The sequence below is a fragment of the Mycobacterium heckeshornense genome (assembly GCF_016592155.1).
In the GTDB taxonomy this organism is placed as follows: Bacteria; Actinomycetota; Actinomycetes; order Mycobacteriales; family Mycobacteriaceae; genus Mycobacterium; species Mycobacterium heckeshornense.
This window is the reverse complement of sequence record NZ_AP024237.1, coordinates 3,757,639-3,780,381: the sequence shown is the minus strand read 5'-3', so window position 1 is coordinate 3,780,381 and position 22,743 is coordinate 3,757,639. Positions and strand designations below refer to the sequence as shown.

Below are 22,743 nucleotides of genomic sequence, written 5' to 3'. Positions count from 1 at the left end.
ATTTGCGCCTTCCGTCCGTCCGCCAGCTTATTTCCGCAGCTCAGAGTGGATTTTGGCGGGTGGGGCGACAACCGCCAGCGCGTCGGGGACGGAACGGAATGTCATGTGCTCCCGCAACCCGAGGTAGTCCCCGTCGAACTGGCTGGCGATCGGGGCGCCGGTGCAGGTGACCTCCAGGCATGGGGCGTCGTCGTCGCGGATGAGCTGTTTGGCCTGCAACTTCGGTTGTTTCGACAGCATCTGACGCAGGAGTCGTAGCGTGGGGATCACCTTCATGCTGGTGAGGCCGAAAACCCCGAGGCCGGATTCGAAGGTGCAGCCCGGGTTGGTCCACAGCGGGCGGTTGTTGCTATAGGTCCACGGATTGGTGTTGGTGACCCAGACGAAGTGCACGCCGGAAATGGGGTCACGGCCGGGTAACCGCAGCGTCAGGGTCGGCTCACGCCGCGCGTAAGCGATCGTGGTCGGCACCGCCACGCGCCAATACCGCAGCGGTGTGACCTTGACCCCCTTTTCGCGTTGGGCCTCCACCGCGGCCACCACCTCGGCGTCGACGCCCATCCCGGCGTTGAGCACGGCCCACCGCTCGCCGCAGTCGATTACCCCGATCCGGCGCCAGCTTTGCTGGTGTTCATACTCGTCGAGGAGCCCGATGAGCTGGTTGGTGGCAGTGATCGGGTCCGGTGAAATTCCCAGTGACCGGGCCGCCACGTTCGCCGACCCGCCCGGAACCACCGCCAGCGCCGGGACGTGGCCGGTCGGCAACCGGCCCGGGCGGCCGAGCAAGCCGTTGACCACGTTGCTCACCGTTCCGTCACCACCGTGCACCACCACCACATCGACCCCGGCTTCGGCGGCGGCCTGCGCGAGCTCGCCGCCATGACCGCGGTGAGTGGTGTGCTCGATGGTCAACTGAAGACGGCTCCGCAGCGCGTGCGCCAGTAAGTCACGCCCCGCAGGGGTGGTCGAGGTGGCCGTCGGATTGACTATCAGCACCGCGCGCATGGGGAGTCAGCCTACTGGCTGGCTACGCTGACGCTGTGACACCACGCACCCCGCGCCCCGTGCGTGGCGCGGGCCTGATCGCCGCCCTACAAGGCGCCGCGGGCGTGGCCGTGGCTGCGGTTTTGGTGGTGCGGGCCCTCGCCGGAGCAGACCAGCACGTCGTCAACGGTGTTGGCACCGCGGCGTGGTTCCTTCTCCTTGGTGGTGGCGTACTGGCCGCAGGATGGGCGCTGCTGCGCGGCAAGCGTTGGGGCCGCGGCTTCACGGTGTTCATTCAGCTGTTGCTCCTGCCGGTTGCCTGGTATGTCGGGGTGGGCTCGCACCGGCCACTGTTCGGCATCCCGGTCGCGGTCATCGCGGTGACGGCGTTGGTGTTGTTGTTCAGCCCTGCCGCGCTGCGGTGGGCCAGCGGCAGTCGGCGTGGTTTGGCCGACACCGCGGACTCCGGGCCTGGCGCGCGGTAGCGGAGGGTATCGATGGGCGCGGGATCGTGGCGGCGGTGTCGTCTGCTGCCGGGTCGGCGGGTCAATGCTGGACGCCCAGCGCGGCCAATATAGTCGCGAATTTCGTTGTGGTTTCGTCGACTTCGTCGTCGGGGTCGGATTCGGCGACGATGCCTCCGCCGGCGTGGGCGAGGGCGCTGCGCCGATCGGCGGACAGCTGCGCGCCGCGAATCGACACTACCCAGCGCCCGTCGCCGCGGGCGTCACACCAGCCCACGGCGCCGGCATAGAAACCGCGGTCTCCCTCCAGCGCCGTGATCAGCTCGCATGCCTGCGTGGTCGGCACCCCGCCGACCGCAGGCGTGGGATGCAATGCCAACGCCAAATCTATTGCGGTGGTTGATCTATCGCGCAACCGTCCACTGATCGGGGTACTCAGATGCCATACCGTCGGGGTGCGCCGAAGCTGAGGGGACTGCGCGATTGTCAGGTCGTCGCACAACGGGTGCAGCGCGGCGCGCATGGCCTCGACCACCAGCTGGTGTTCGTGACGGTTCTTGGCCGAGTTGGCTAACGCGGTGCCGACTGCTTCATCCAGCCGGGGATCGGCGGCCCGCGGTGCGGATCCCGCGAACGGGCAGCAGGTTATCCGCTCGCCGTCACGGGCGACCAGCAATTCCGGGCTGGCACCCACGATCGTCGCACCCGAATATCGACCGCCGGCCGGTGTCAGGTCCACCAGGTAGCCGAAGGTGGCCGGGTCGGCAGCGACCAGCCGGCGCAGGATCGCCCGGGCATCCAGCGGCGCGTCGGCGGCCAGTTGCAACGCGCGCGCCAGCACCACCTTGCTCAGGGTGCTGTCCGGTGCGGTGATCCGGCTTCGCGCCTGCTGCACGCGGACGCGGTGCTGCTCGGGGGACGGGATGGCGGCGGCGACGCGTACCGCCGGCAGCGGACCGCTCGGCCAGTCGGGCAGCATCTCGGTGTGCCGCACCGCCCGGGGCACTATCAACGCGGCCGGCTGGCTGATGTCAAATGGCAACGCGCCCAGCATTATTGGTGCGTGGCCGGCGTGCAGTGCGGCCTGTGCGGCCGACACCTCCGAGAAGCGGCGTTCGATCCCGTCGGCGATGAGCACTCCGCTCGGCCCGCTCAGCACGAACGGCGGTTGGCTGTCCATCCGGGTTGCTGCTCAGCCCAAGCGCGCCAGCTGGCGCGCTCCGTGTTCGAAACCGCACACCGCGACGGAGCCGGCGGCCATGGCAAATCGGAGGCCCTCACCCACCGGCAGCTCGAGCCATCGGGCGATCACCGCGCGTGAGAAGTGGCCGTGGCCGACGAACACCACATCTCGAGATGCCATGTGCCGCAACGCTAATGCGACGGCCTCATCAGCTCGGTCGCTGACCTGTGCGACGCTTTCGCCGTCTTGCGCGCCATGTGTCCAGATTAGCCAGTCGGGATGCGACGTCCGGATCTGCGCCGTCGTCAGACCCTCGTAGGCGCCGTAGTCCCATTCGGCGAGCAATTCGGTCGTGTGGTCGACCGTCAGACCGGCCAACTCGGCGGTGACCAGGGCGCGCCGGCGTGGGCTGCTGAAAACCATCGCGTCGTCGAGGCCAAGGTGGCCCAGGGTCTCGCTAAGGGTCTGCGCCCGTTTGCGGCCGGCGTCGGTCAGCTCGAGGTCGGTGCGGCCGGTGTGCTGGCCGGACTTCGACCATTCGGTCTCGCCGTGACGCATTAGCACCAGTCGATGGTCCTCGACGCCCATGCAGACCGATTGTGCCTGAGAGTCGTTGCGATCGCCGCGCGGGCATGGCGGGGAAGGTGCCAGGATGGCGGCTATGACTGACACCCGGGTGCTAGCGGTCGCGAATCAGAAGGGCGGGGTTGCCAAGACGACGACGGTGGCCTCGCTGGGGGCCGCGATGGTCGACGAAGACCGGCGAGTGCTTCTCGTCGATCTCGATCCCCAGGGCTGCCTGACGTTTTCGCTTGGCCACGATCCCGACAAGTTGCCGGTATCCGTGCATGAGGTGCTGCTCGGCGAGGTGGAGCCCGAAGCGGTGCTGGTGAGCACCGCGGAGGGAATGACGTTGTTGCCGTCCAATATCGACCTCGCCGGCGCCGAGGCGATGCTGCTAATGCGGGCTGGCCGGGAGTATGCCCTGAAACGCGCGCTGGACAAGCTCAGCGGGCGCTTCGACGTGGTCATCGTCGACTGCCCGCCGTCGCTGGGCGTGCTCACGCTCAACGGCCTCACCGCGGCCGACGAGGCGATCGTGCCGCTGCAGTGCGAGACGCTGGCGCATCGCGGTGTCGGGCAGTTTCTGCGTACCGTTGCCGACGTCCAACAGATCACGAATCCCCGGCTGCGTCTGCTGGGGGTGTTGCCGACGCTGTATGACTCGCGCACCACCCACACCCGCGACGTGCTGCTCGACGTCGCCGACCGCTACGACCTGCCGGTGCTGGCTCCGCCGATCCCGCGAACAGTGCGCTTCGCCGAGGCCAGCGCCTCGGGGTCATCGGTGATGGCCGCCCGCAAGAATAAAGGGGCGTCGGCCTACCGGGAGTTGGCCCATGCCCTGCTCAAGCACTGGAAGTCCGGCAAACCGTTGCCGACGTTTGCCCCGGAGCCGTAGCGCGAGCAGCCGAAATCGGATCAGGGCTTTGTGCGTCTGCTCAGCTGGCCGGGCCCAGCGCTGCGACGGTGTCGCCGCGTTGCTCGATTACCTGCGACCCGCAGACGGCCGGCATCACCGCCGACGTGCCCGCAGGCCGGTTCACCGGCAGGTAGCGCTCGTTGGCACCGGTAAGCGGATCATAGACGCCGATGCCGCCGGTCACCGGGACGAGTAGCCGGCCGGCCATCATTGTCGCCGGTCCCAGCGGAACCGCTTGGCCGACAGCGGGAATGGTGTAGCGGTAGGTGAGATCCGCCGCATCGAAAACCATGACGGCATCGCCCGTCCACCAGGTCACCAGGTTGCCTGGCCGCGACACCGCATTCGACCGCGACGGCGGCCCGGACAGCAGCGTGCTCGCCACCGTGACGCCGGTTTCGTCGACGACCTCAACCCTGGGTTGCGGTGACGGCAGATACACCGCCGTGCTGGTGTCCGACAGCGTCAGCACCCGCGCACCGGAGTCCGGGCCGATGCCGGGCTCGGGCACGTAGCGCTGCTCAGGCTCGTCCTCCTCCTTGGCCGGGCGCAGCAGGGTAAGCCGCAGGTCGGCGGCATTGGGGCAGGCCTCGAGCACCGACACCGCCGACGAGCTGGCCGCCGCCGACGTCAGCGTGCATCCGGTGTGCAGCCCATGCGACGACGGTTTCACGCGGGCGTCGATCTCACCGTAGGAGAGCATCCGGACCATGTCGGAGCGCCACAGCTCCAGCCGGGTGTTGCCGACCGACAGCACGGTTGTCCCATCGGAGGTGACGGTGACGTGCTTGTCGGCGTAGCTGCTGCGGGCCGGCCCGCGCCGACCGGTGGACCCGTCGATGGTGCTGACCTGCCCGCAGCCGCGATCGTCGCGGTAGACCGCCACGGCGTAGCGGTAGACCCACGACACCGCGCACAGATCGCTGCCGCGCGAGTAGCTCCAGCGTGACTCGCCGGTGGCCGGGTCACGCCCGTGCACCGTGCGCTTGTCGCCGGTTACGACGGTGCCGCCGACCACGACGGGCCGCCCGGTGGCGGCGCTGGCCGCGGTCCAGAGCTCGCGCAGCGCGGCCGGGACCGCACGGGCAGGCGTCGGGGTGGGCGCCGGCACCACGGCGGGACGGCTGAGGGTGGCCCGGGCGTCGCTGGTCCACCAGATCAGCGCCACAGCGACGGCGACGACCACCGCGATGGCCGCGGCAGCCGCCATGTCGGCCCTGGTGCGGCGTTCGGGTCGGACCATCGCCCGGCGAGGGCCGCTCAGTTGACGGGCACGGCGACGCTGGCCGCCCTGCGGGGCCGGCGACGGCGGCCGCTGTGTGTGCCGTCACCACCGGGCAGTTCGGTCGCCGACTCCGCGTTGGTGCTCGGGTGGCCGCTCACCGGCTTGCCGGCGCGGGTGCGCCGTCGTGACCTGGGGGTGTTGCGTTGCGCGGACCGGTCACGTTTGGCCCGCGCGGTGCGGGGCGCGCCGACCGTGCCGCTGGCCTCGGGCGGGATGCCCAGCTCGGTGTAGAGGTGCGACGAGCTGGAGTAGGTCTCCGGCGGTTCCGGGCACCCCAGCCCCAGCGCCTTATCGATCATCGCCCAGCGGGGCAGCTCATCCCAGTCCACCAGTGTGACAGCGACGCCGGTGCGCCCAGCGCGGCCGGTGCGCCCGATGCGATGCACGTAGGTCTTTTCGTCCTCGGGGCACTGGTAGTTGATGACGTGGGTGACGTCGTCGATGTCGATACCGCGGGCAGCCACGTCGGTGGCCACCAGCACGTCGATCTCGCCGCTGCGGAAGGCTTTGAGCGCCTTTTCCCGCGCGACCTGGCCCAGGTCGCCGTGCACGGCGCCGACCGCAAAGCCGCGCTCGGCCAGCTCATCGGCCACCTTCTGGGCCGTGCGCTTGGTGCGCGTGAAGATCATGGTGGCGCCACGGTCGCGGGCCTGCAGCACCCGACTGACCAGCTCCACCTTGTCGAGCGCGTGTGCGCGGTAGACGAACTGGTCGGTGGCGTCGTGTACCGCCGACGCGTGCGGCGCCTCGGCCCGGATGTGGGTGGGTTGGTGCATGAAGGTGCGGGCCAGCCGGATGATGGGGGTCGGCATGGTCGCCGAGAACAACATCGATTGACGGTCGTCGGGGATCTGGCGCAAGATGCGTTCGACGTCGGGCAGGAAACCCAAGTCGAGCATTTCGTCGGCCTCATCGAGCACCAGCACCGACAGCCCGCCCAGCCGCAGGTGCCCCTGCTGGGCCAGGTCGAGCAGCCGGCCGGGCGTGCCGACGACCACGTCGGCGCCGGCGCGCAGCGCTTGGACCTGCGGCTCGTAGGGGCGTCCACCGTAGATGGACACCACCGACAGCCCCCGCCCGCGATCAGCGGTCAGATACCTGGCCGCCGCGGCCAAGTCCTCGGAGACCTGCAGGCACAATTCGCGGGTGGGCACCACGACCAGTGCCCGCGGCGTGCCGCTGAGTCGGGCCTCGGTGGCGATGCGCTGCAGCAGTGGCACGCCGAACGCCAGCGTCTTGCCCATGCCGGTGCGGGCCTGGCCGATGACGTCTTCGCCGGCCAGGGCCAGCGGCAGGGTGAGTTCTTGGATGGCGAAAGGGCGTTCGATGCCCTGATCGGTCAGGGCTCGGACGATTTCGTCGCGAACCCCCAATTTGGCAAAAGTTAAGGGCGATGCGGTGACAAGGGGAGTCATGCGGGGGCGATAAGCCTTTCGGTGTCGGATTCGGTCAATCTCGTCGCGTGTCGTCGGGTTTCGGGCGCGCACGAGGGTCTGACTTCGAATACGTTGCCGATTCGCGGGCCCTGCGCTGCACAAGGCGGGCCGACTGCGTGCACGCACATAATCGTTCGATAGCCGTACAGCTGCTATCGGCTTCCATCATAGCTGGCCTGCGGCCGGACCCACCGGGAGCAGTCGCGCCGACGACTAGAGTGTTGCCATGGCTTCGCTTTCGCGCGCCGACCACGAGGCCGGTGCGGCTTCGCCGCGGCTGCCCGCGGATCATCCCGGCGTCAACAAGCTCTTCGCTGTGCTCGCCTACGGCGAGATCGCCGCGTTCTATCGGCTTGCCGAAGAGGCCAAGATGGCACCGGACTTGCGCGGCCGTATTTCGATGGCGAGCATGGCAGCCGCGGAAATGGGGCATTACGAGCTGCTGCGTGACGCGTTGGAAGGTCGCGGCGTCGACGTCGTCGCGGCGATGGCCGAGTTCGCCTCGGCCCTCGATAACTATCACCGGCTGACCACGCCCAGCACGTGGCTGGAGGCGCTGGTGAAAACGTATGTCGGCGATGCGCTGGCAGCCGATTTCTACCTGGAAATCGCTGACGGGCTGCCCGATGAGGTCGCCGATGTGGTGCGCGCGGCGCTGGCCGAAACGGAACACTCGCAATTCGTGGTCGCCGAGGTGCGCGCCGCGGTGACGCGCAGCAGCAAACAACGCAGCCGGCTCGCGCTGTGGTCTCGCCGCCTGCTCGGCGAAGCGATCACCCAGGCCCAATACGTACTCGCCGAGCATGACGAGCTGGTCGACCTGGTGGTGTCCGGCACCGACGGTCTGACCCAGCTCACCGGGTTCTTCGACCGCGTCCAGCGCACCCACGACAAGCGGATGCGCGAACTGGGCCTGATCTAGCCCGGCCGGGATGCGGCCCTGAGCGTCCGAGCAGCCGGCCAACCCCGACCGGCCTCCCGCAGCCGGGCGATACCTCGAGCGGCGCCGCATTGTCGGGACGCTAACGTGCGCAGGTCGCGATGATCGTGTTGGTTGCCGACGCGGCGACCAACTGGCCGTCGGCGGTGGTGATTGTGCAGTTGAGACGGCCGGCCAGGCTGGTGGCGATGACGGACTTGGTCTGGACGCCCGGGTTCAGCACGATGGTCTTGCTCCACGGCAACGACACGTTGAAATCGGTCTGCGGCAGCCCCTGTGCATCGGTGTAGATGACGCTGACGACGTCGAAGACCTGCTTTGTCCCGGTCACCGAATAGACCACGGTCCGCGGATCCACCGCCGGCGGCGGGGTAGGTTCCGGCGACGGGCCGGGTTCTGCGGTGGGACTCAACGACGCCGTCGTGGTCGGCGCGGCGGGTGGCGTCAACGTCGTCACCGTCTCCGGCGGCAGCGGCGCTGCCGTCGGGGTGCCCGGCCGTGGCGTGGCGATCACACGCCGCGTCGGAGGCGGCTCCACCGTGGCCGTGGTCGACGCGCTCTCCCCCCCGTAGACGATCAGCGCGGTGGCGATCACGGCCAGTATCAGCACCGCGGCGGCGATCGCGGCGACCGGACGCCACCGATGGTCTACCGCGCCGGCGTCGCGGTCGTCGACGTACGTCTCCTCGTCCGGGTAATCGTGGACGGCGGTATCAGAGTGATTGATGATGCTAATGATGCTGATCGTATCGGTGTGGACTCGGGCGATGGCGCTGCCCTGCGGGTGTGTCGGGTGAGATTGCCGCAGCTGGACGCGTGCCCGCTGAACGGCCAGTGGCTGGTGCGCACGGCCGCCGCCGAGTCCACTAGCCTGCTTGCGGGAACGCTTGTGAGTGACTGCGAAACGGAGGGCCGACGTGGAGGTCAAGATCGGTATCACGGACAGCCCGCGCGAGCTGGTCTTCACCAGTGCGCAGACGCCCGACGAAGTCCAGGAATTGGTCACCGCGGCACTGAGCAAGCAATCCGACGTATTGAGCCTGAGTGACGAGCGAGGCCGTCGGTTCGTGATCAACACCGCCAAGATCGCCTACGTCGAGATCGGCGTCGCCGAGGCGCGGCGTGTCGGTTTCGGGATCGGGCTGGAGTCGGCTACGAGCGGGTGAGCGGAACGTGCGACAGCCCGCCCCAGGCGAACTGTACGGTGCCTTCCACGGCGTCTTCTTTGGAGATCGGGCGGTCGGCGCCAAGCCAATAGCGGGCGCAGTCGACGCTGATACCCACCAGCCCCACCGCGATCATCCGGGCGCGGTGCGGATCTAGCCCGGAATCGGCGCTGATCAGGTCGAACACCGCGTCGGTGCATGACTCGGTCGCCACCCGTACCTGCGCGGCGACCTGAGGCTCGGTGACGTAGTCGTTCTCGAAGATCAGCCGGTAGCCCTGGTTCTCGTGTTCGATGAAGTCGAAGAACGCTTGCACCGCTGCGCGCAGCCGTTGCCGGTTGTCGGTGGTCGTCCGCAGCGCCTGACGCACGCTGGAGACCAGGTTGTCCACGTGCCGCTGGAGCACCGCCAAATACAACTCCAGCTTGCTCGAAAAATGTTGGTACAGAACAGGCTTACTTACTCCTGCCCGCTCTGCAATCTCATCCATGCCTGCCGCGTGGTAGCCCCGGTCGACGAAGATCTCGCTCGCGGCGACCAGCAATTGGCCCCGCCGCTCGTCGCGGGGGAGTCGATTGCCGCGGCGGTTGGCCATTGCGCTGTCCGCCGATCGGTCGTTGTCGACATGTTCGGCGGTGCTGCGTGCAGTCGCATTCGCGAGATCGCTCATCAAGTCCTCAATCTGGGTTGTCGGCCACATCACGTCGGCGTCGCCGCGCGCGGCTTGTCCGAATGACACTACTACCCCCGGGGCGTCGTCCCCGGAATTCCCGACGGCCGTGGAGGGCGACAGTGTCGGCGAATTGACGCGTTGTGACCGCTTCGGGCGCGCCAAGAGTCCCAGCTCGCGGCGGCTGTGCCATCCTGGGGCAGTGACCTATGACCCGGCGCAGCAGAGCGGAAGTCGGGTGCCCGTCCTCCGCGACGAATGGCGGGAACCGCTGCGCGCACAGCGTGACCCGCTTGCGTGGGGCTCTGGTCGACAGCGTTCCAACCGCGACAGGGAGCGCCGCTGGCGCAAGCAGACCCGGCTCGGTCGGTTCGTGTCCACCTATGGGTGGCGTGCCTATGCCCTGCCGGTGCTGAGCGCCCTTACCGCGGTAGTGGTGTATCAGACCGCCACCGGGACCGGGGCGCCGGCACCTGCGTCGCAGGATCCGGCGCAGGGGCCCCCCACGATCGGGGCGGTCGGCACGTCGATCATCGACGCGCCCCCTCGTGGGTTGACCGAGTTCGCCACCAACCTGCCGACCGGGCTGTTACCCGCCGGCGGACCGTTCACCGAGGCCGGCGATAAGACCTGGCACGTCCTTCCGGGTGCCGTGCCTCAGTTCGGGCAAGGCACCGCCAAGGTGTTCCGATACACCGTCGAGGTTGAAAACGGTGTGGATACCACGACGTTCGGCGGGGACGACGCGTTCGTGCGAATGGTCGACGAGACGCTGGCCAATCCCAAGAGCTGGACGCACAACCCGCAATTCGCGTTCGTCCGGATTGACAGCGGCAAACCCGATTTCCGGATTTCGTTGAGTTCCCCGGTGACGGTACGGGAGGGTTGCGGCTACGAGATTCCCCTGGAAACCTCCTGCTACAACCCTGTGTTCGGGCGCGATGCGCAGCCTCGAGTCCTTATCAACGAGGCTCGCTGGGTGCGCGGAGCGGTTCCGTTCGAGGGCGATGTCGGTTCCTACCGGCAGTATGTGATCAACCACGAGGTCGGCCATGCCATTGGTTACCAGCGTCATGAGCCGTGCGACAAGCAGGGTGCTTTAGCACCGGTGATGATGCAGCAGACGTTTTCCACGGCCAACAACGACGAAGCCAAGTTCGACCCTGAATGGGTCAAACCGGACGGCAAGACCTGCCGGTTCAACCCCTGGCCCTATCCGATCGCCTAGCCACGCGCGATCGCGGGAAGCAACGCGGGCCCCGCGCGGTTGATCTGTTTGCCGTCGACGGGGACAACTGCTGTGATGGTGGTGGCTGACGGACGTGAAAGTTAGACCGAGGAGATATCCGGTGTCGACATCGTTGCCGCCGCTGGTCGAGCCAGCAGCCGAGCTGACTCGGGAGGAGGTGGCGCGCTACAGCCGCCACCTCATCATCCCGGATTTGGGCGTCGAGGGGCAGAAGCGGCTGAAGAACGCCAGAGTACTGGTGATCGGGGCCGGCGGTCTGGGCGCTCCGGCGTTGCTGTATCTGGCCGCGGCCGGAGTGGGAACGCTGGGCATCGTCGACTATGACCTGGTCGACGAGTCGAACCTGCAGCGCCAGATCATCCACGGCGTGTCCGACGTCGGCCGGCCCAAGACCCAGTCCGCCCGCGACTCGATCGCCGAGGTGAACCCGCTGGTGCAGGTGCGGCTGCACGAGACTAAACTGGAGCCCGGCAATGCCGTCGAGCTGTTCGAGCAATATGACTTGATCCTCGATGGCACCGACAATTTCGCGACCAGGTATCTGGTCAACGACGCCGCGGTGCTGGCCAGAAAGCCGTACGTCTGGGGATCGATCTACCGTTTCGAAGGCCAGGTGTCGGTGTTCTGGGAGGACGCGCCGGACGGGCGCGGCTTGAACTACCGCGACCTGTACCCGGAGCCGCCGCCGCCGGGCATGGTGCCGTCCTGCGCCGAAGGCGGTGTGCTGGGCATCCTGTGCGCCTCCATCGCCTCGGTGATGGGCACCGAGGCGATCAAACTCATCACCGGCATCGGCGAACCGCTGCTCGGCCGGCTGATGGTGTACGACGCGCTGGAGATGAGTTACCGCACGATCAACATCCGCAAGGATCCGTCCACGCCGAAGATTGCCGAACTGGTCGACTACGACGAATTCTGCGGGGTCGTCTCGCAGGAAGCCGCCGATGCGGTCGCCGACTCGGCTATCACCCCGCAGGAGTTGCGCGAGCTCCTGGACTCGGGCAAGAAGGTCGCGCTGATCGATGTGCGCGAGCCGGTGGAGTGGGATATCAATCACATCGAGGGCGCGCAGCTGATCCCGCAGTCGTCGATCAACTCCGGCGAAGGTCTGGCCAAGCTGCCGCAGGACCGGATGCCGGTGCTGTACTGCAAGACTGGTGTGCGCTCGGCTGAGGCGCTGGCGGCGGTGAAGAAGGCCGGCTTCTCCGATGCCGTACACCTGCAGGGCGGAATCGTGGCGTGGGCCAAGCAGATGCAGCCCGACATGGTGATGTACTAAACCAATACCCGTCGCCGGCGTGGTTACCCTGACCGTGTGAGTGTCGAGCGGCCGCCCGAGCATGTGTTGGCGGCGTTCGGGCTAAGCGGTGTGCGACCGGCACCGCTGGGTGACAGCTGGGAGGGCGGCTGGCGCTGCGGTGAGGTGGTGTTGTCCACGGTGGCCGATCATGCGCGCGCCGCGTGGTCGGCCCGGGTGCGCGAGACGCTGTTCGTCGACGGGGTCCGACTGGCCCGCCCGGTCCGGTCGACCGATGGCCGATACGTCGTGTCGGGCTGGCGCGCCGACACATTCGTCGCCGGCAGACCCGAGCCCCGCCACGACGAGGTGGTCTCGGCGGCGGTGCGCCTGCACGAGGCGACCAGCAAACTGGAGCGACCGCGCTTTCTGACCCAGGGGCCCGACGGTGCCGTGGGACGACGTCGATGTCTTCATCGCCGCAGACCGCGCCGCCTGGGAGGAGCGCCCACTGCAGTCGGTGCCCCCCGCGGCGCGGGTAGCCCCCGCGACAGCGGACGCGCAGCGCTCGATCGACCTGATCAACCAGCTCGCACGGTTGCGCCGACCGACCAAGAGCCCCAACCAGCTGGTGCACGGGGACCTGTATGGGACCGTGCTTTTCGCCGGCACGGCTGCCCCTGGAATCACCGACATCACGCCATACTGGCGGCCCGCATCATGGGCGGCCGGCGTGGTCGTGGTCGACGCGCTGTCTTGGGGGGGAGGCCGACGACGGGCTCATCGAACGGTGGAACGCACTGCCGGAGTGGCCACAAATGTTGTTGCGCGCCTTGATGTTTCGACTGGCAGTGCATGCGCTGCATCCGCGGTCGACCGCGGCGGCTTTCCCGGGTCTGGCTCGTACCGCGGCGCTGGTACGGCTGGTGCTCTAGAAGCGGTGCCGGACTTCGCGCAACGGTACTTTGCCGTCGACCGCGAGCACCCCTTCGGCGCGCAACAGCTCCAGCTGGCGGGTGGCCAGATGCCGCGCCGGGCGACCCGAGGCGGTGATCACCCGGTGCCAGGGCAGATCGGCGGAGTCGGTACGCATGATCCAACCGACGATGCGGGGGCTGGAAAGCCCTGCGGCGACGGCGATATCGCCGTAGGTGGCGACCCGCCCGGCCGGGATCGCCGCGACCAGCGCCCGCACCCGTTCGACCTGCTCGCCGGTCACTGCTGTCACGGTCGGTCGAGCCTTTCGCGGATCGCCGCAGCCACCTCCGCGGGCTTGGCCAACGGCACCATGTGCTCACAGTCCAAGTCGAGCAGGCGGAAATCTGGCCCGAGCCGTTCTCGCAGCGCCGTGATGAGTTCTTCGCCGACGTACGCGGGTGAGGTCCACATCGCGCGCACCAGGGTCGTCGCAGTTCCTTTGGGCGGCAACACAATGTCGCGGGCCAGCTCGCTCCAGTAGGCCATCATCGCCGGAAGACTGATCCGCCAGGCATACCTGCCGCCCGGCAGCGCCACCAGATGCTCGTCGAGCTCGGCGTCGAGCAGTTCGGGGTCGACATCGACCCACGAGCCGGTCGCCTTTTCTGCGCGTGCCGCCGTGGCGTCGGGGTAGTCGGGTGAGGCCAGCATCGCGTCGGCGATCTCGCGCATCCACTGGCCGTCCAGCCCGATCGCGGGGTCGAGCAACACCAGCGCACGCACCTGGTCCCGGCGTGCGGCGGCCAGATGTAGCGCCACCGCAGCCCCGAATGAATGCCCCACCACCACCACCGGGCCATCGGCGTGCTCGTCGAGCACGGCCGACAGCGCCTTCACATTGGCCTCAATGGTCCACGGCGCAGCCCACGACGATCTACCGTGTCCGATCAAATCGGGTGCAGCAACAGTGATTTCGGACAGATACTGTGTGGCCAGCCGCCGCCAGCGCTGCCCGTGTCCGGTGAGGCCGTGGATGGCCAGCACTTGGACTGGTCCCGCCGGGCCGTACCGGTGCACGTAGAGGTCGTCGCTCACCCGTCGATGGTGCCAGCCGGGCGCCGGCGGCGTGAACCGGCCTGGGTGGTTCACACGCGCACCGCGGCGAAGCCTGAAATATGTGGCAGGAGACACAGGTTATATCTGCCGACAGCTGGCGCGCCAACGCCCGGCCGCCACCACGGATCCCGAAGCGAAGGAGGCGATAATCGATGAACGACTACCGCCGGCCCTCCGACGCTCGCCGGGCCGGCGCCCGGATTCTCGACACCGCTGAAGGCGTGCTCGTCGCGTTACGTCGGTGTCGGCTCGACCGGGCATTCGTGGAAATCATGCAGACGGCTAAGCAAAACAACGTCGACCCGGTCGGTCTGGCCGACGCATTGGTCGCCCTCGCCGAGGACCAGGTGGGCGTGGACGTCGATGACGCAGCCGCGGCCGTCGCGTTGAGCACATGGGGCTATTTGTTCAGCGCCGACCAACGGGTAGGGGCGGCAGCAGATCTGAACACCTTTGCCGGCGAGGACGCCTAGCTCGCATTGCGGGTTCTTACACCCGGTCCTCCAGGTCGTCGTCGGGCAGGGGGACGACCGTGGCTTGGTCGATCACGTCGGCCTCGTTGGCGTCCCGATCGCTGATGCCTGACACGTAGTCGGTGTCCAGCTCGACCTCGTCACCACCATCGACCGGGTGATGCTGGTCGATTGCATCGGCCTCAGGTGCCTCGTCGGCCGGCAGGATTTTCTCGACGTCCGCCATGATCGGAACTCCTCCCGTTCTTTCCCGCGGCGATGCGGGATGCCCGCTTTCGGCCGGCTTTTAGTTTCGCGTACTCCGACTGCAGCTGGGTGTGGTCAGACTCCAGCTGGGTGTTCCTATTTTCCAGGTCGAGTATGCGTGCGATGCCGGCCAGGTTTACGCCCTGGGAGACAAGTTCCGAAATCCGCTTCAGACGTCGCAGGTCGTCGTCGCTGTAGCGGCGCACTCCCCCGTGGGTGCGCGACGGCCTCAGCAGTCCCCGGCGCTCGTAGAGGCGCAACGTCTGCGGCGCAATGCCGGACAGTTCGGACGTCACCGAAATGCCGTACACCCCACGCGCTGATCGTGGCAGCGAGTCGTCGGTCAACCGCTCCTCCAACGGGACATCGAACCTATTACTACTTGAATAATCATATCATGCATGGTATCAAAAAGCTATGTCAGCAGACATAGATCATCTGCTGTAGCTGGGAGGTGAAATATGGTGTTAATGCGCACAGACCCGTTCCGGGACCTCGACCGCTGGACCCAGCAGATACTTGGGACGGCGGCCCGGCCCGCGGTCATGCCGATGGACGCCTGGCGCGAGGGCGACACGTTCATCGTCGAGTTCGATCTGCCTGGTGTGAAGGCGGATTCGCTTGACCTAGATGTCGAACGCAACGTGCTCACTGTCCGCGCCGAGCGGCCCGACCTCGACCAGAACCGCGAGATGGTGTCGGCTGAGCGGCCACGAGGGGTATTCAGCCGCCAGCTCTTCCTCGGCGAGAACCTCGACACCGACAAGATCGAGGCCAACTATCACGACGGGGTATTGCGTCTCACCATCCCGGTGGCCGAGCAGGCAAAGCCGCGTCGCATCGAGATCAGCCGCGACGCCGAGCGCACCGCGATCAAGGCCTGACCTCCTCGCCGCACACTCCATCAGCGGCCAGGCAGCGAGCGCCGTACGGTCTCGGCACTTGCGGGGACGCACCAGACGCCAGGGTGGGTGCGCATAAAATAGCACCCGAGGGCGTGCCCACCCTGCCACAACCTCCGTCGGGGCGGTGCAAAGACACGGTGGCCGAAGATGACCGATCCATACGCGGTGCTTGGCGTGTCGCCGACCGCTAGTCAGGACGAAATCACGCATGCCTACCGGCGGGAGCTGCGTGCCAATCATCCGGACTTGCGCCCGTCGGAATCGAATTCGGGTGCAGACGAGCGGCTGCGACAGATTCTTGCTGCCTACGCACTGCTGCGTGACCCGCGTCGGCGTTCCGACTACGACCGCACCTATCTCGCCCACAAAGGTGAGCCTTACGTCGCCCACAAAGTCAGCACCCGTGTGACACACGAAAGCGCCCCGCCCGTCGAGGTGCCCGTCGTGAATATCGGCTTCCCCGACCGACGCCCGCCGCTGCGCGTCGGACCGGTCCGCTGGCATCGATGACCGGTTAATTCGCCGGCCTGGGTGCTCAGCGCCGGATTTGTCAGACCCCCGTGGTCTCATGCGGGTCATGGATCGCTGGGATGCGCGGGCACGGGCCGTGCTCGATCCTGGCCTGCAGGGCCGGGTCCGTATTCTCGGTGGGCCGGGAACCGGCAAGACCACCCTGCTGGTCGATGCCGCGGCAGCTCATATCGCCGCCGGGGTTGACCCGGAATCGGTTCTGCTGCTTACCGGTTCGGGGCGGGTCGGGACGCGTGCGCGCAGCGCGTTGACGACCGCGCTGCTGCGCTCGCGCGCGGATGGCCCGTTGCCGGCAGTGGTGCGTGAACCGCTTGTGCGCACCGTGCACAGCTACGCGTTCGCGGTGCTGCGGCTCGCCGCCCAGCGGGCCGGCGACGCGCCGCCCCGGCTGGTCACCACTGCCGAACAAGACGCGATCATCCGCGAACTGCTGGCCGGTGACATCGCAGATGGGCCGGCCGCTGCGGTCAAGTGGCCCCAGCAGCTGCGTCCGGCACTGGGTACCGCCGGGTTCGCGGCCGAACTGCGCGATCTGCTGGCGCGCTGCGCCGAGCGGGGCGTCGATCCCCAGCAACTCCAGCGGCTGGGCCGGTTGCACGGCCACCCCGAATGGACCGCCGCCGGCCAATTCGCCCACCAGTACGAGCAGGTGGTGCTGCTGCGCGCCGCGGTCGGAACGGCGGCGCCGCAGGCCAGGATTCCCACGCTCGGTGCGGCCGAACTGGTCGGGGCGGCCCTGGACGCTTTCGCCGCCGACCCCCAGCTGTTGACCGCGCAGCGCGACCGGATCCGGCTGCTGCTCGTCGACGACGCCCAGCAGCTGGACCCGCAGGCGGCCCGGCTGGTTCGACTGCTGGCCGCAGGTGCCGATCTCGCTTTGATCGCGGGCGATCCCAGCCAGGCGGTGTTCGGTTTCCGCGGCGGCGATCCGGCCGCATTGCTGGCCGACGACTCGCCATCGGTGAGGTTGACCCTGTCGCGGCGGTGCGCCCCCGCCGTCGCCGCTGCCATCACCGGGATCGCGCGTCGGCTGCCAGGCGGTGGCGACGGCGCGATCACCGGTTCGGGTGCCGATCCGGGTTCGGTGACAGTACATTTGGCGGCCTCAGCGCACGCGGAAGCGGCGATCATCGCCGACACCCTGCGGCGCGCACACCTGATCGACGGCGTGCCGTGGTCGCAGATGGCAGTCCTCGTCCGGTCGCTGCGGCGGGCTCCTGCGATGTTGGCGCACGCACTGGCCCGGGCCGGTGTCCCGGTAACCATGCCGGCCGGCGGCTCGCTGGCCGAACAGCCCGCGGCCCGGGCTCTGCTCACGGTGCTGGCGGCGACGGCTACGGGGCTGGACGCGGCGCAGGCGCTGGACCTGCTGACCGGGCCGATCGGGCGGCTGGATCCGGTGTCGCTGCGCGCACTGCGGCGGGCGCTGCGTCGCGGCACTCCCGATTGTGGCGTGGGTGACCTGCTGGTCGCCGCGCTGACCGGCGCCGAACCGCCTGGCTTGGCGGCCGTGCAGGCGCGCCCGTTGCGCCGGGTGCGCGCCGTGCTGGACGCCGCCGCCCGCTGCCACCGGTCCGGCCGCGACCCCCGCTACACGCTGTGGGCGGCCTGGCAGCGCTCGGGTCTACAGCGTCGGTGGGTTTCGGCCAGCGAGCGCGGCGGCGCCGCCGGGGCTCTGGCCGCGCAGAACCTCGACGCGGTGACCGCGCTGTTCGAGGTCACCGACGACTACGTCTCGCGCACCGCCGGAGCGTCGCTGCGCGGACTTATCGCCCATGTCTCGGCTCTGCGGCTGCCCGACCTCCGTCGCGACCCGGTGGTCCCGGTCGAGCAGGTCACGCTGCTCAGCGCGCACGCCGCCCTGGGACACGAGTGGGATTTGGTGGTCATCGCCGGTCTGCAGGATGGCTTGTGGCCCAACACAATCCCGCGTGGGGGAGTGCTGGCCACCCAGCGGTTGCTCGACGTGTTGGACGGGGTTGACGAGCACGCGTCGATGCGGGCTCCGCTGCTGGCCGAGGAGCGCCGACTGCTGGTGGCGGCGATGGGGCGCGCCCGTCGGCGGCTGGTGGTGACCGCTGTCGACGGCGACGCCGCCGAAGCCGGTGCGTCCGCCGACACCGAGGTGCCCTCGCCGTTTTTCTTCGAGGTGGCCCGGTGTGCCACCGGTGGTGGCGATCGCGACCCCGCGCCGGTGGCAGCACCGCGGCTGCTGTCGGCACCGGCGGTGGTGGGCCGGCTGCGCAGCGTGGTCTGTGCACCCGAGGGCGAAGTCGACGACGCTGAGCGCGCCAGCGCCGCAACACAATTGGCGCGATTAGCCCGAGCCGGTGTACCCGGGGCCGACCCGGCCCAGTGGCAGGGCCTCATCCCGGTCAGCACCGCCGAGGCACTGTGGAGCGGCGACGATCATGTGATCGCCCTGACGCCGTCGAGCCTGCAGACGCTCACCGACTGCCCGCTGCGGTGGCTAGCCGAACGGCACGGCGGAACCGACCCGCGCGATCTGAGCGCCACCCTGGGGTCGTTGCTGCACGCGCTGATCGCCGAACCGTGCGGCAGCCGGGTGCAACTGCTGGCCGAGCTGGAGCGGGCGTGGCAACTTCTGCCGTTCGAGTCGCCGTGGTATGCGGCCAACGAGTTGGCCCGTCACCGCGCGATGATTGAGGCGTTCCTGGAGTGGCGAGCGCAGAGCCGCCGCGAGCTGACCGAGGTCGGCGTCGAGGCGGAGGTTGACGGCGTCGTTGAGACAGCGGGCGACGCTGGCGCTCGCGTCCGGTTACGCGGCCGTATCGACCGGATCGAGCGCGACGCGGCGGGCCGCCTGGTAGTCGTTGACGTCAAAACCGGGAAGACGCCAATCAGCAAGGACCAAGCGCAACGGCACGCTCAGCTGGCCCTCTATCAGCTGGCCGTTGCCGAGGGGTTGGTGCCGCACGGCGACGAGCCCGGTGGCGCCCGGTTGGTCTACCTGGGCAGGAGCGGCCCGTGTGGGCCGGCCGAACGCGAGCAGGATGCGCTGACGCCGGCGGCCCGCGACGCATGGCGCAAGCTGGTCGGCCAGGCCGCCGCGGCAATGGCCGGCCCGCGGTTCATCGCCCGGGTCAACGACGGCTGCCCGCACTGCCCGATGCGGCCTGGCTGTCCCGCCCACTCCGGGAGCCCGCGGTGACGGCGACGCTGCCGCGATACAGCCCAGCCGAATTGGCTGGTGCGCTTGGGCTTTTCGAGCCCACTGCGGAGCAGGCCGCGGTCATCGCCGCAGCGCCGGGGCCGCTGGTGGTCATCGCCGGGGCCGGGGCCGGCAAAACCGAGACCATGGCCGCGCGGGTGGTATGGCTGGTGGCCAACGGTTATGCCGCGCCCGATCAGGTGTTGGGGTTGACGTTCACCCGCAAGGCGGCCGGTCAGCTGCTGCGCCGGGTCCGGTCGCGGCTGGCCCGCCTGGCCGGCCTGGGCCTGACCGGTGAGACCGGCCCCGCCGCCGGGCCGACGGTCAGCACCTACCACGCCTTCGCCGGCACAGTGCTGCGCGAGCATGGCCTGTTGCTGGCGGTCGAACCCGACACCCGACTGCTGGGTGAGTCCGAGCTGTGGCAGCTGGCCTTCGACGTCGTCAGCAGCTATCGCGGCGAGTTGCGCACCGACAAGAGCCCCGCCGCGGTGACCGCAATGGTGCTGCGCCTGTGGAGCCAGCTCGCCGAACACCTTGTCGACACCGAACAGCTGCGCGACATCCACGAAGAGCTAGCGCACCTGGTCAACACCCTGCCGGCCGGCCCGTACCAGCATAAACGCGGGCCCAGCCAGTGGTTGCTGCGGCTGCTGGCCACGCAGAGCGAGCGGGCCGAGTTGGTGCCCCTGGTCGATGCGCTGCACCGGCGGATGCTCACCGACAAGGTGATGGACTTCGGGTTGCAGATGGCCTCGGCTGCGCGGCTGGCCTGCGACTTCCCCCCAGGTCGGCGCGCACCTGCGGGACCGCTACCGGGTGGTGCTGCTCGACGAATACCAGGACACCGGGCACGCCCAGCGTGTCGCGTTGTCGGCGTTGTTCGGTCGCGGGGTCGACGACGCACTGGCGCTGACGGCCGTCGGCGACCCGATTCAGTCGATCTACGGCTGGCGCGGTGCCTCGGCGACCAACTTGCCGCGGTTCGCCACCGACTTCCCCCGATCCGACGGCACGCCCGCGCCGATCCTGGAATTGCGCACCAGCTGGCGCAATCCGCCGCGGATCCTGCAGGTGGCCAACGCCGTGTCCGCGGAGGCGCGGCGCCGATCGGTGGCGGTCCGGGCCCTGCGGGCCCGGGCTGGCGCCCCCCTCGGGCACGGTCCGGGTGGCGTTGCTCTCCGATGTCCAGGCCGAACGCGAGTGGATCGCCGACCATTTGCACCGCCGCTACCAGCGGTGCCGCGCCGAGGGCATCGCGCCGCCAACCGCCGCGGTACTCGTGCGGCGAAACGCCGACGCCGCGCCGATGGCCGAGGCCCTGAGAGTCCGCGGCATCCCGGTGGAGGTAGTAGGCCTGGCGGGTCTGCTGTCGGTTCCGGAGGTAGCCGACCTGGTGGCGATGCTGCGATTGGTCGCTGATCCAACCGCGGGGACCGCGGCGATGCGGGTGCTCACCGGTCCACGGTGGCGGCTGGGGGCACGCGATATCGCCGCACTGTGGCGGCGCGCCCGGGAACTGGCCGGCGACGGGCACGGCCGTCGAGCGTTGTCGGCCGAGCAGATCGCCGCGGGGTCAGGTCCGGACAGCGACACGGCGTGCCTGGCGGACGCGATCAGTGATCCCGGGCCGGCCAGCCGGTATTCGCCGGCGGGCTATCGGCGCATCGTCGCGTTGGCCAACGAATTGACCGCGCTGCGCGCCCACCTCGCCCACCCGTTGCCCGACCTCGTCGCGGAGGTGCGCCGGACACTGGGCGTCGACTGCGAGGCCCGGGCGGCGCAGCCGGTGCACGGCGGGTGGGCCGAGGCCGAGCACCTTGACGCATTCGCCGATGTGGTCACCGGCTACGCGGACCGGGCCACCGCATCGCCGGCCCTCTGCCCGCCGTCGGTGGCCGGTCTGCTGGCCTACCTGGATACGGCGGCGGTCGTCGAAAACGGGTTACCGCCTCCGCAGCTCGCCGTCGTGCCCGACCGGGTCCAAGTGCTTACCGTGCACGCGGCAAAGGGGTTGGAGTGGCAGGTGGTGGCGGTACCGCACCTGTCGACCGGGGTGTTCCCGTCCACCGCGTCGACCCGCACCTGGCTTACCGACGCCGCGGACCTGCCGCCGCTGCTGCGTGGCGACCGCGCGTCGGCTGGCTTACCCGGTGTCCCCGTCTTGGACACCTCCGGGGTCGCCAACCGAAAACAGCTGTCCGACAAGATCTCCGCTCACCGCCGCCTGCTCGACCAACGCCGCGCCGACGAGGAGCGCCGACTGCTGTATGTGGCGATCACCCGGGCCGAGGACACCTTGCTGCTGTCCGGCCATCACTGGGGGGCCACCGGAGCCAAACCGCGGGGGCCGTCGGATTTCCTCTGCGAACTCAAGGACGTGATCGACCGATCCGCCGCTGGCGGCGAGCCCTGCGGAGTGGTGGAGCAGTGGGCGCCTGCGCCCGCGGCAGGGGAACCAAACCCGCTGCGCGACAAGACTATCGAAGCAATATGGCCCGCCGATCCGCTCGGTGAGCGCCGCGACGACGTCGAGCGCGGGGCCGCGCTGGTGGCCGCGGCGATGTCGGGTGATCCACCAGCGGACGCCCGCGACGGCTGGGTGGCCGACGTCGATGCGCTGTTGGCCGAGCGGACACGCGAGTCGCGGCAACGCCCGCCGGCTTTGCCCAATCAGTTGTCGGTCAGCGACGTAGTCGAGCTGGGCCGCGACCCAGCCGCGGCCCGGCGTCGGCTGACCTGCCGGCTACCGGCGCGGCCTGACCCGCATGCCGTGCTCGGCAACGCTTTTCATGATTGGGTTCAGCGGTTTTATGGTGCCGAGCGGCTCTTCGACCTCGATGATCTCCCTGGCGCCGACACCGGTGTCGCCCAGGCTGATGCCGAGGAACTCGCCGCGCTGCAGGCTGCGTTCACCCGGTCAGCATGGGCGGCCCGCACACCGGTGGCGGTGGAGGTGCCCTTCGAGATGGCTATCGGCGACACCGTGGTGCGCGGCCGGATCGACGCGGTGTTCGCCGACCCGGACGGCGGCGCGATCGTCGTGGACTGGAAGACCGGTGAACCACCAGAGGGGTCGCGGGCCATCAGCCATGCCGCGGTGCAACTGGCCGTCTACCGGCTGGCGTGGGCGGCGTTGCAGGGCTGCCCGGAATCCGCGGTGCGCGCCGCATTCCATTACGTGCGCAGCGGAGTCACGATCGTGCCGGATAAGTTCCCGGGGCCCGATGAGCTGGCCGCGCTGCTGGGCGATACCCGGCCGTAGCGGTCGTGGTTACATTGTGT

21 protein-coding genes and 2 pseudogenes are annotated in these 22,743 nt (G+C 68.9%); 12 read left to right on the top strand and 11 right to left on the bottom strand.

Annotation, left to right across the window (positions count from 1 at the left end; translation table 11 throughout):
* Positions 1-27: 27 nt before the first annotated feature.
* Positions 28-1,005, bottom strand: coding sequence for a diacylglycerol/lipid kinase family protein (locus MHEC_RS18225; protein WP_048891231.1), 978 nt, complete (start codon positions 1,003-1,005; stop codon positions 28-30).
* Between the two features lie 35 nt (positions 1,006-1,040).
* Between MHEC_RS18225 and MHEC_RS18220 the strand changes: the two genes are divergently transcribed.
* Positions 1,041-1,469 carry a hypothetical protein gene (locus MHEC_RS18220; RefSeq protein WP_048891232.1) on the top strand — a complete coding sequence of 143 codons (429 nt, stop codon included), beginning with the start codon at positions 1,041-1,043 and terminating at the stop codon, positions 1,467-1,469.
* Positions 1,470-1,530: 61 nt separating this feature from the next.
* Here MHEC_RS18220 and MHEC_RS18215 read toward each other — a convergent pair whose 3' ends face one another.
* On the bottom strand, positions 1,531-2,628 hold the full coding sequence (locus tag MHEC_RS18215; RefSeq protein ID WP_048891233.1) for an isochorismate synthase: 1,098 nt from the start codon (positions 2,626-2,628) through the stop codon (positions 1,531-1,533).
* Positions 2,629-2,640: 12 nt separating this feature from the next.
* Positions 2,641-3,219 carry an acid phosphatase gene (locus MHEC_RS18210; protein ID WP_048891234.1) on the bottom strand — a complete coding sequence of 193 codons (579 nt, stop codon included), beginning with the start codon at positions 3,217-3,219 and terminating at the stop codon, positions 2,641-2,643.
* A gap of 73 nt (positions 3,220-3,292) precedes the next feature.
* Between MHEC_RS18210 and MHEC_RS18205 the strand changes: the two genes are divergently transcribed.
* Positions 3,293-4,093: a ParA family protein gene (locus MHEC_RS18205; protein WP_048891235.1), complete on the top strand. Its 801-nt coding sequence runs from the start codon at positions 3,293-3,295 to the stop codon at positions 4,091-4,093.
* 40 nt (positions 4,094-4,133) lie between these two features.
* On the opposite strand, the gene MHEC_RS18200 is transcribed toward MHEC_RS18205, so the two are convergent.
* Entirely contained in the window at positions 4,134-5,357 is a 1,224-nt protein-coding gene (locus MHEC_RS18200) for an Rv3212 family protein (protein ID WP_048891236.1), read from the bottom strand.
* A gap of 17 nt (positions 5,358-5,374) precedes the next feature.
* On the bottom strand, positions 5,375-6,814 hold the full coding sequence (locus MHEC_RS18195; protein WP_048891237.1) for a DEAD/DEAH box helicase: 1,440 nt from the start codon (positions 6,812-6,814) through the stop codon (positions 5,375-5,377).
* Positions 6,815-7,061: 247 nt separating this feature from the next.
* On the opposite strand from MHEC_RS18195, the gene MHEC_RS18190 reads away from it, so the two are divergent.
* Entirely contained in the window at positions 7,062-7,757 is a 696-nt protein-coding gene (locus MHEC_RS18190; RefSeq protein ID WP_048891238.1) for a ferritin-like fold-containing protein, read from the top strand.
* A gap of 100 nt (positions 7,758-7,857) precedes the next feature.
* On the opposite strand, the gene MHEC_RS18185 is transcribed toward MHEC_RS18190, so the two are convergent.
* Positions 7,858-8,703, bottom strand: a complete 846-nt coding sequence (locus MHEC_RS18185) for an MmpS family transport accessory protein (RefSeq protein ID WP_235434783.1) — start codon at positions 8,701-8,703, stop codon at positions 7,858-7,860.
* Between MHEC_RS18185 and MHEC_RS18180 the strand changes: the two genes are divergently transcribed.
* Entirely contained in the window at positions 8,693-8,941 is a 249-nt protein-coding gene (locus MHEC_RS18180; RefSeq protein WP_048891239.1) for a DUF3107 domain-containing protein, read from the top strand. The genes MHEC_RS18185 and MHEC_RS18180 overlap by 11 nt on opposite strands.
* Here the strand turns inward: MHEC_RS18180 and MHEC_RS18175 are convergent.
* On the bottom strand, positions 8,928-9,611 hold the full coding sequence (locus MHEC_RS18175) for a TetR/AcrR family transcriptional regulator (protein WP_048891303.1): 684 nt from the start codon (positions 9,609-9,611) through the stop codon (positions 8,928-8,930). The two genes, MHEC_RS18180 and MHEC_RS18175, sit on opposite strands and share 14 nt — an antisense overlap.
* Before the next feature lie 202 nt (positions 9,612-9,813).
* Here MHEC_RS18175 and MHEC_RS18170 point away from each other — a divergent pair, with 202 nt between their 5' ends.
* The 3 genes and pseudogenes from MHEC_RS18170 to MHEC_RS18160 all read left to right on the top strand — a co-directional run bounded on the left by MHEC_RS18170 (position 9,814) and on the right by MHEC_RS18160 (position 13,032).
* Positions 9,814-10,839, top strand: coding sequence for a DUF3152 domain-containing protein (locus tag MHEC_RS18170; RefSeq protein WP_048891304.1), 1,026 nt, complete (start codon positions 9,814-9,816; stop codon positions 10,837-10,839).
* Between the two features lie 121 nt (positions 10,840-10,960).
* Positions 10,961-12,139 (top strand): adenylyltransferase/sulfurtransferase MoeZ, encoded by a 1,179-nt coding sequence (gene moeZ / locus MHEC_RS18165; RefSeq protein WP_048891240.1) that lies wholly within the window; start codon positions 10,961-10,963, stop codon positions 12,137-12,139.
* Between the two features lie 36 nt (positions 12,140-12,175).
* Positions 12,176-13,032, top strand: a pseudogene (locus tag MHEC_RS18160) (TIGR02569 family protein).
* On the opposite strand, the gene MHEC_RS18155 reads toward MHEC_RS18160, so the two are convergent.
* Positions 13,029-13,325: an MGMT family protein gene (locus tag MHEC_RS18155; RefSeq protein ID WP_048891242.1), complete on the bottom strand. Its 297-nt coding sequence runs from the start codon at positions 13,323-13,325 to the stop codon at positions 13,029-13,031. The pseudogene MHEC_RS18160 and the gene MHEC_RS18155 sit on opposite strands and share 4 nt — an antisense overlap.
* The gene (locus MHEC_RS18150) at positions 13,322-14,110 is read right to left on the bottom strand and encodes an alpha/beta fold hydrolase (protein WP_048891243.1); all 789 of its coding nucleotides are present in this window, start codon (positions 14,108-14,110) and stop codon (positions 13,322-13,324) included. The genes MHEC_RS18155 and MHEC_RS18150 overlap by 4 nt, the downstream gene beginning before the upstream one ends.
* A gap of 173 nt (positions 14,111-14,283) precedes the next feature.
* Between MHEC_RS18150 and MHEC_RS18145 the strand changes: the two genes are divergently transcribed.
* Positions 14,284-14,604: an ANTAR domain-containing protein gene (locus MHEC_RS18145; RefSeq protein ID WP_048891244.1), complete on the top strand. Its 321-nt coding sequence runs from the start codon at positions 14,284-14,286 to the stop codon at positions 14,602-14,604.
* Between the two features lie 16 nt (positions 14,605-14,620).
* On the opposite strand, the gene MHEC_RS18140 is transcribed toward MHEC_RS18145, so the two are convergent.
* Positions 14,621-14,830, bottom strand: coding sequence for a hypothetical protein (locus MHEC_RS18140; protein ID WP_048891245.1), 210 nt, complete (start codon positions 14,828-14,830; stop codon positions 14,621-14,623).
* Positions 14,787-15,197: a MerR family transcriptional regulator gene (locus tag MHEC_RS18135; RefSeq protein WP_071700053.1), complete on the bottom strand. Its 411-nt coding sequence runs from the start codon at positions 15,195-15,197 to the stop codon at positions 14,787-14,789. Before MHEC_RS18135 ends, MHEC_RS18140 begins: the two co-directional genes overlap by 44 nt.
* 114 nt (positions 15,198-15,311) lie before the next feature.
* Between MHEC_RS18135 and MHEC_RS18130 the strand changes: the two genes are divergently transcribed.
* From MHEC_RS18130 to MHEC_RS18115, 4 genes and pseudogenes are all read left to right on the top strand, one after another.
* Entirely contained in the window at positions 15,312-15,734 is a 423-nt protein-coding gene (locus tag MHEC_RS18130; RefSeq protein ID WP_048891246.1) for an Hsp20/alpha crystallin family protein, read from the top strand.
* A gap of 168 nt (positions 15,735-15,902) precedes the next feature.
* Positions 15,903-16,265: a J domain-containing protein gene (locus MHEC_RS18125; RefSeq protein ID WP_048891247.1), complete on the top strand. Its 363-nt coding sequence runs from the start codon at positions 15,903-15,905 to the stop codon at positions 16,263-16,265.
* 58 nt (positions 16,266-16,323) lie between these two features.
* On the top strand, positions 16,324-19,458 hold the full coding sequence (locus tag MHEC_RS18120) for an ATP-dependent helicase (RefSeq protein ID WP_099869279.1): 3,135 nt from the start codon (positions 16,324-16,326) through the stop codon (positions 19,456-19,458).
* A pseudogene (locus MHEC_RS18115) lies at positions 19,455-22,723 on the top strand (ATP-dependent helicase). Before MHEC_RS18120 ends, MHEC_RS18115 begins: the two are co-directional and overlap by 4 nt.
* Positions 22,724-22,743 lie beyond the last annotated feature (20 nt).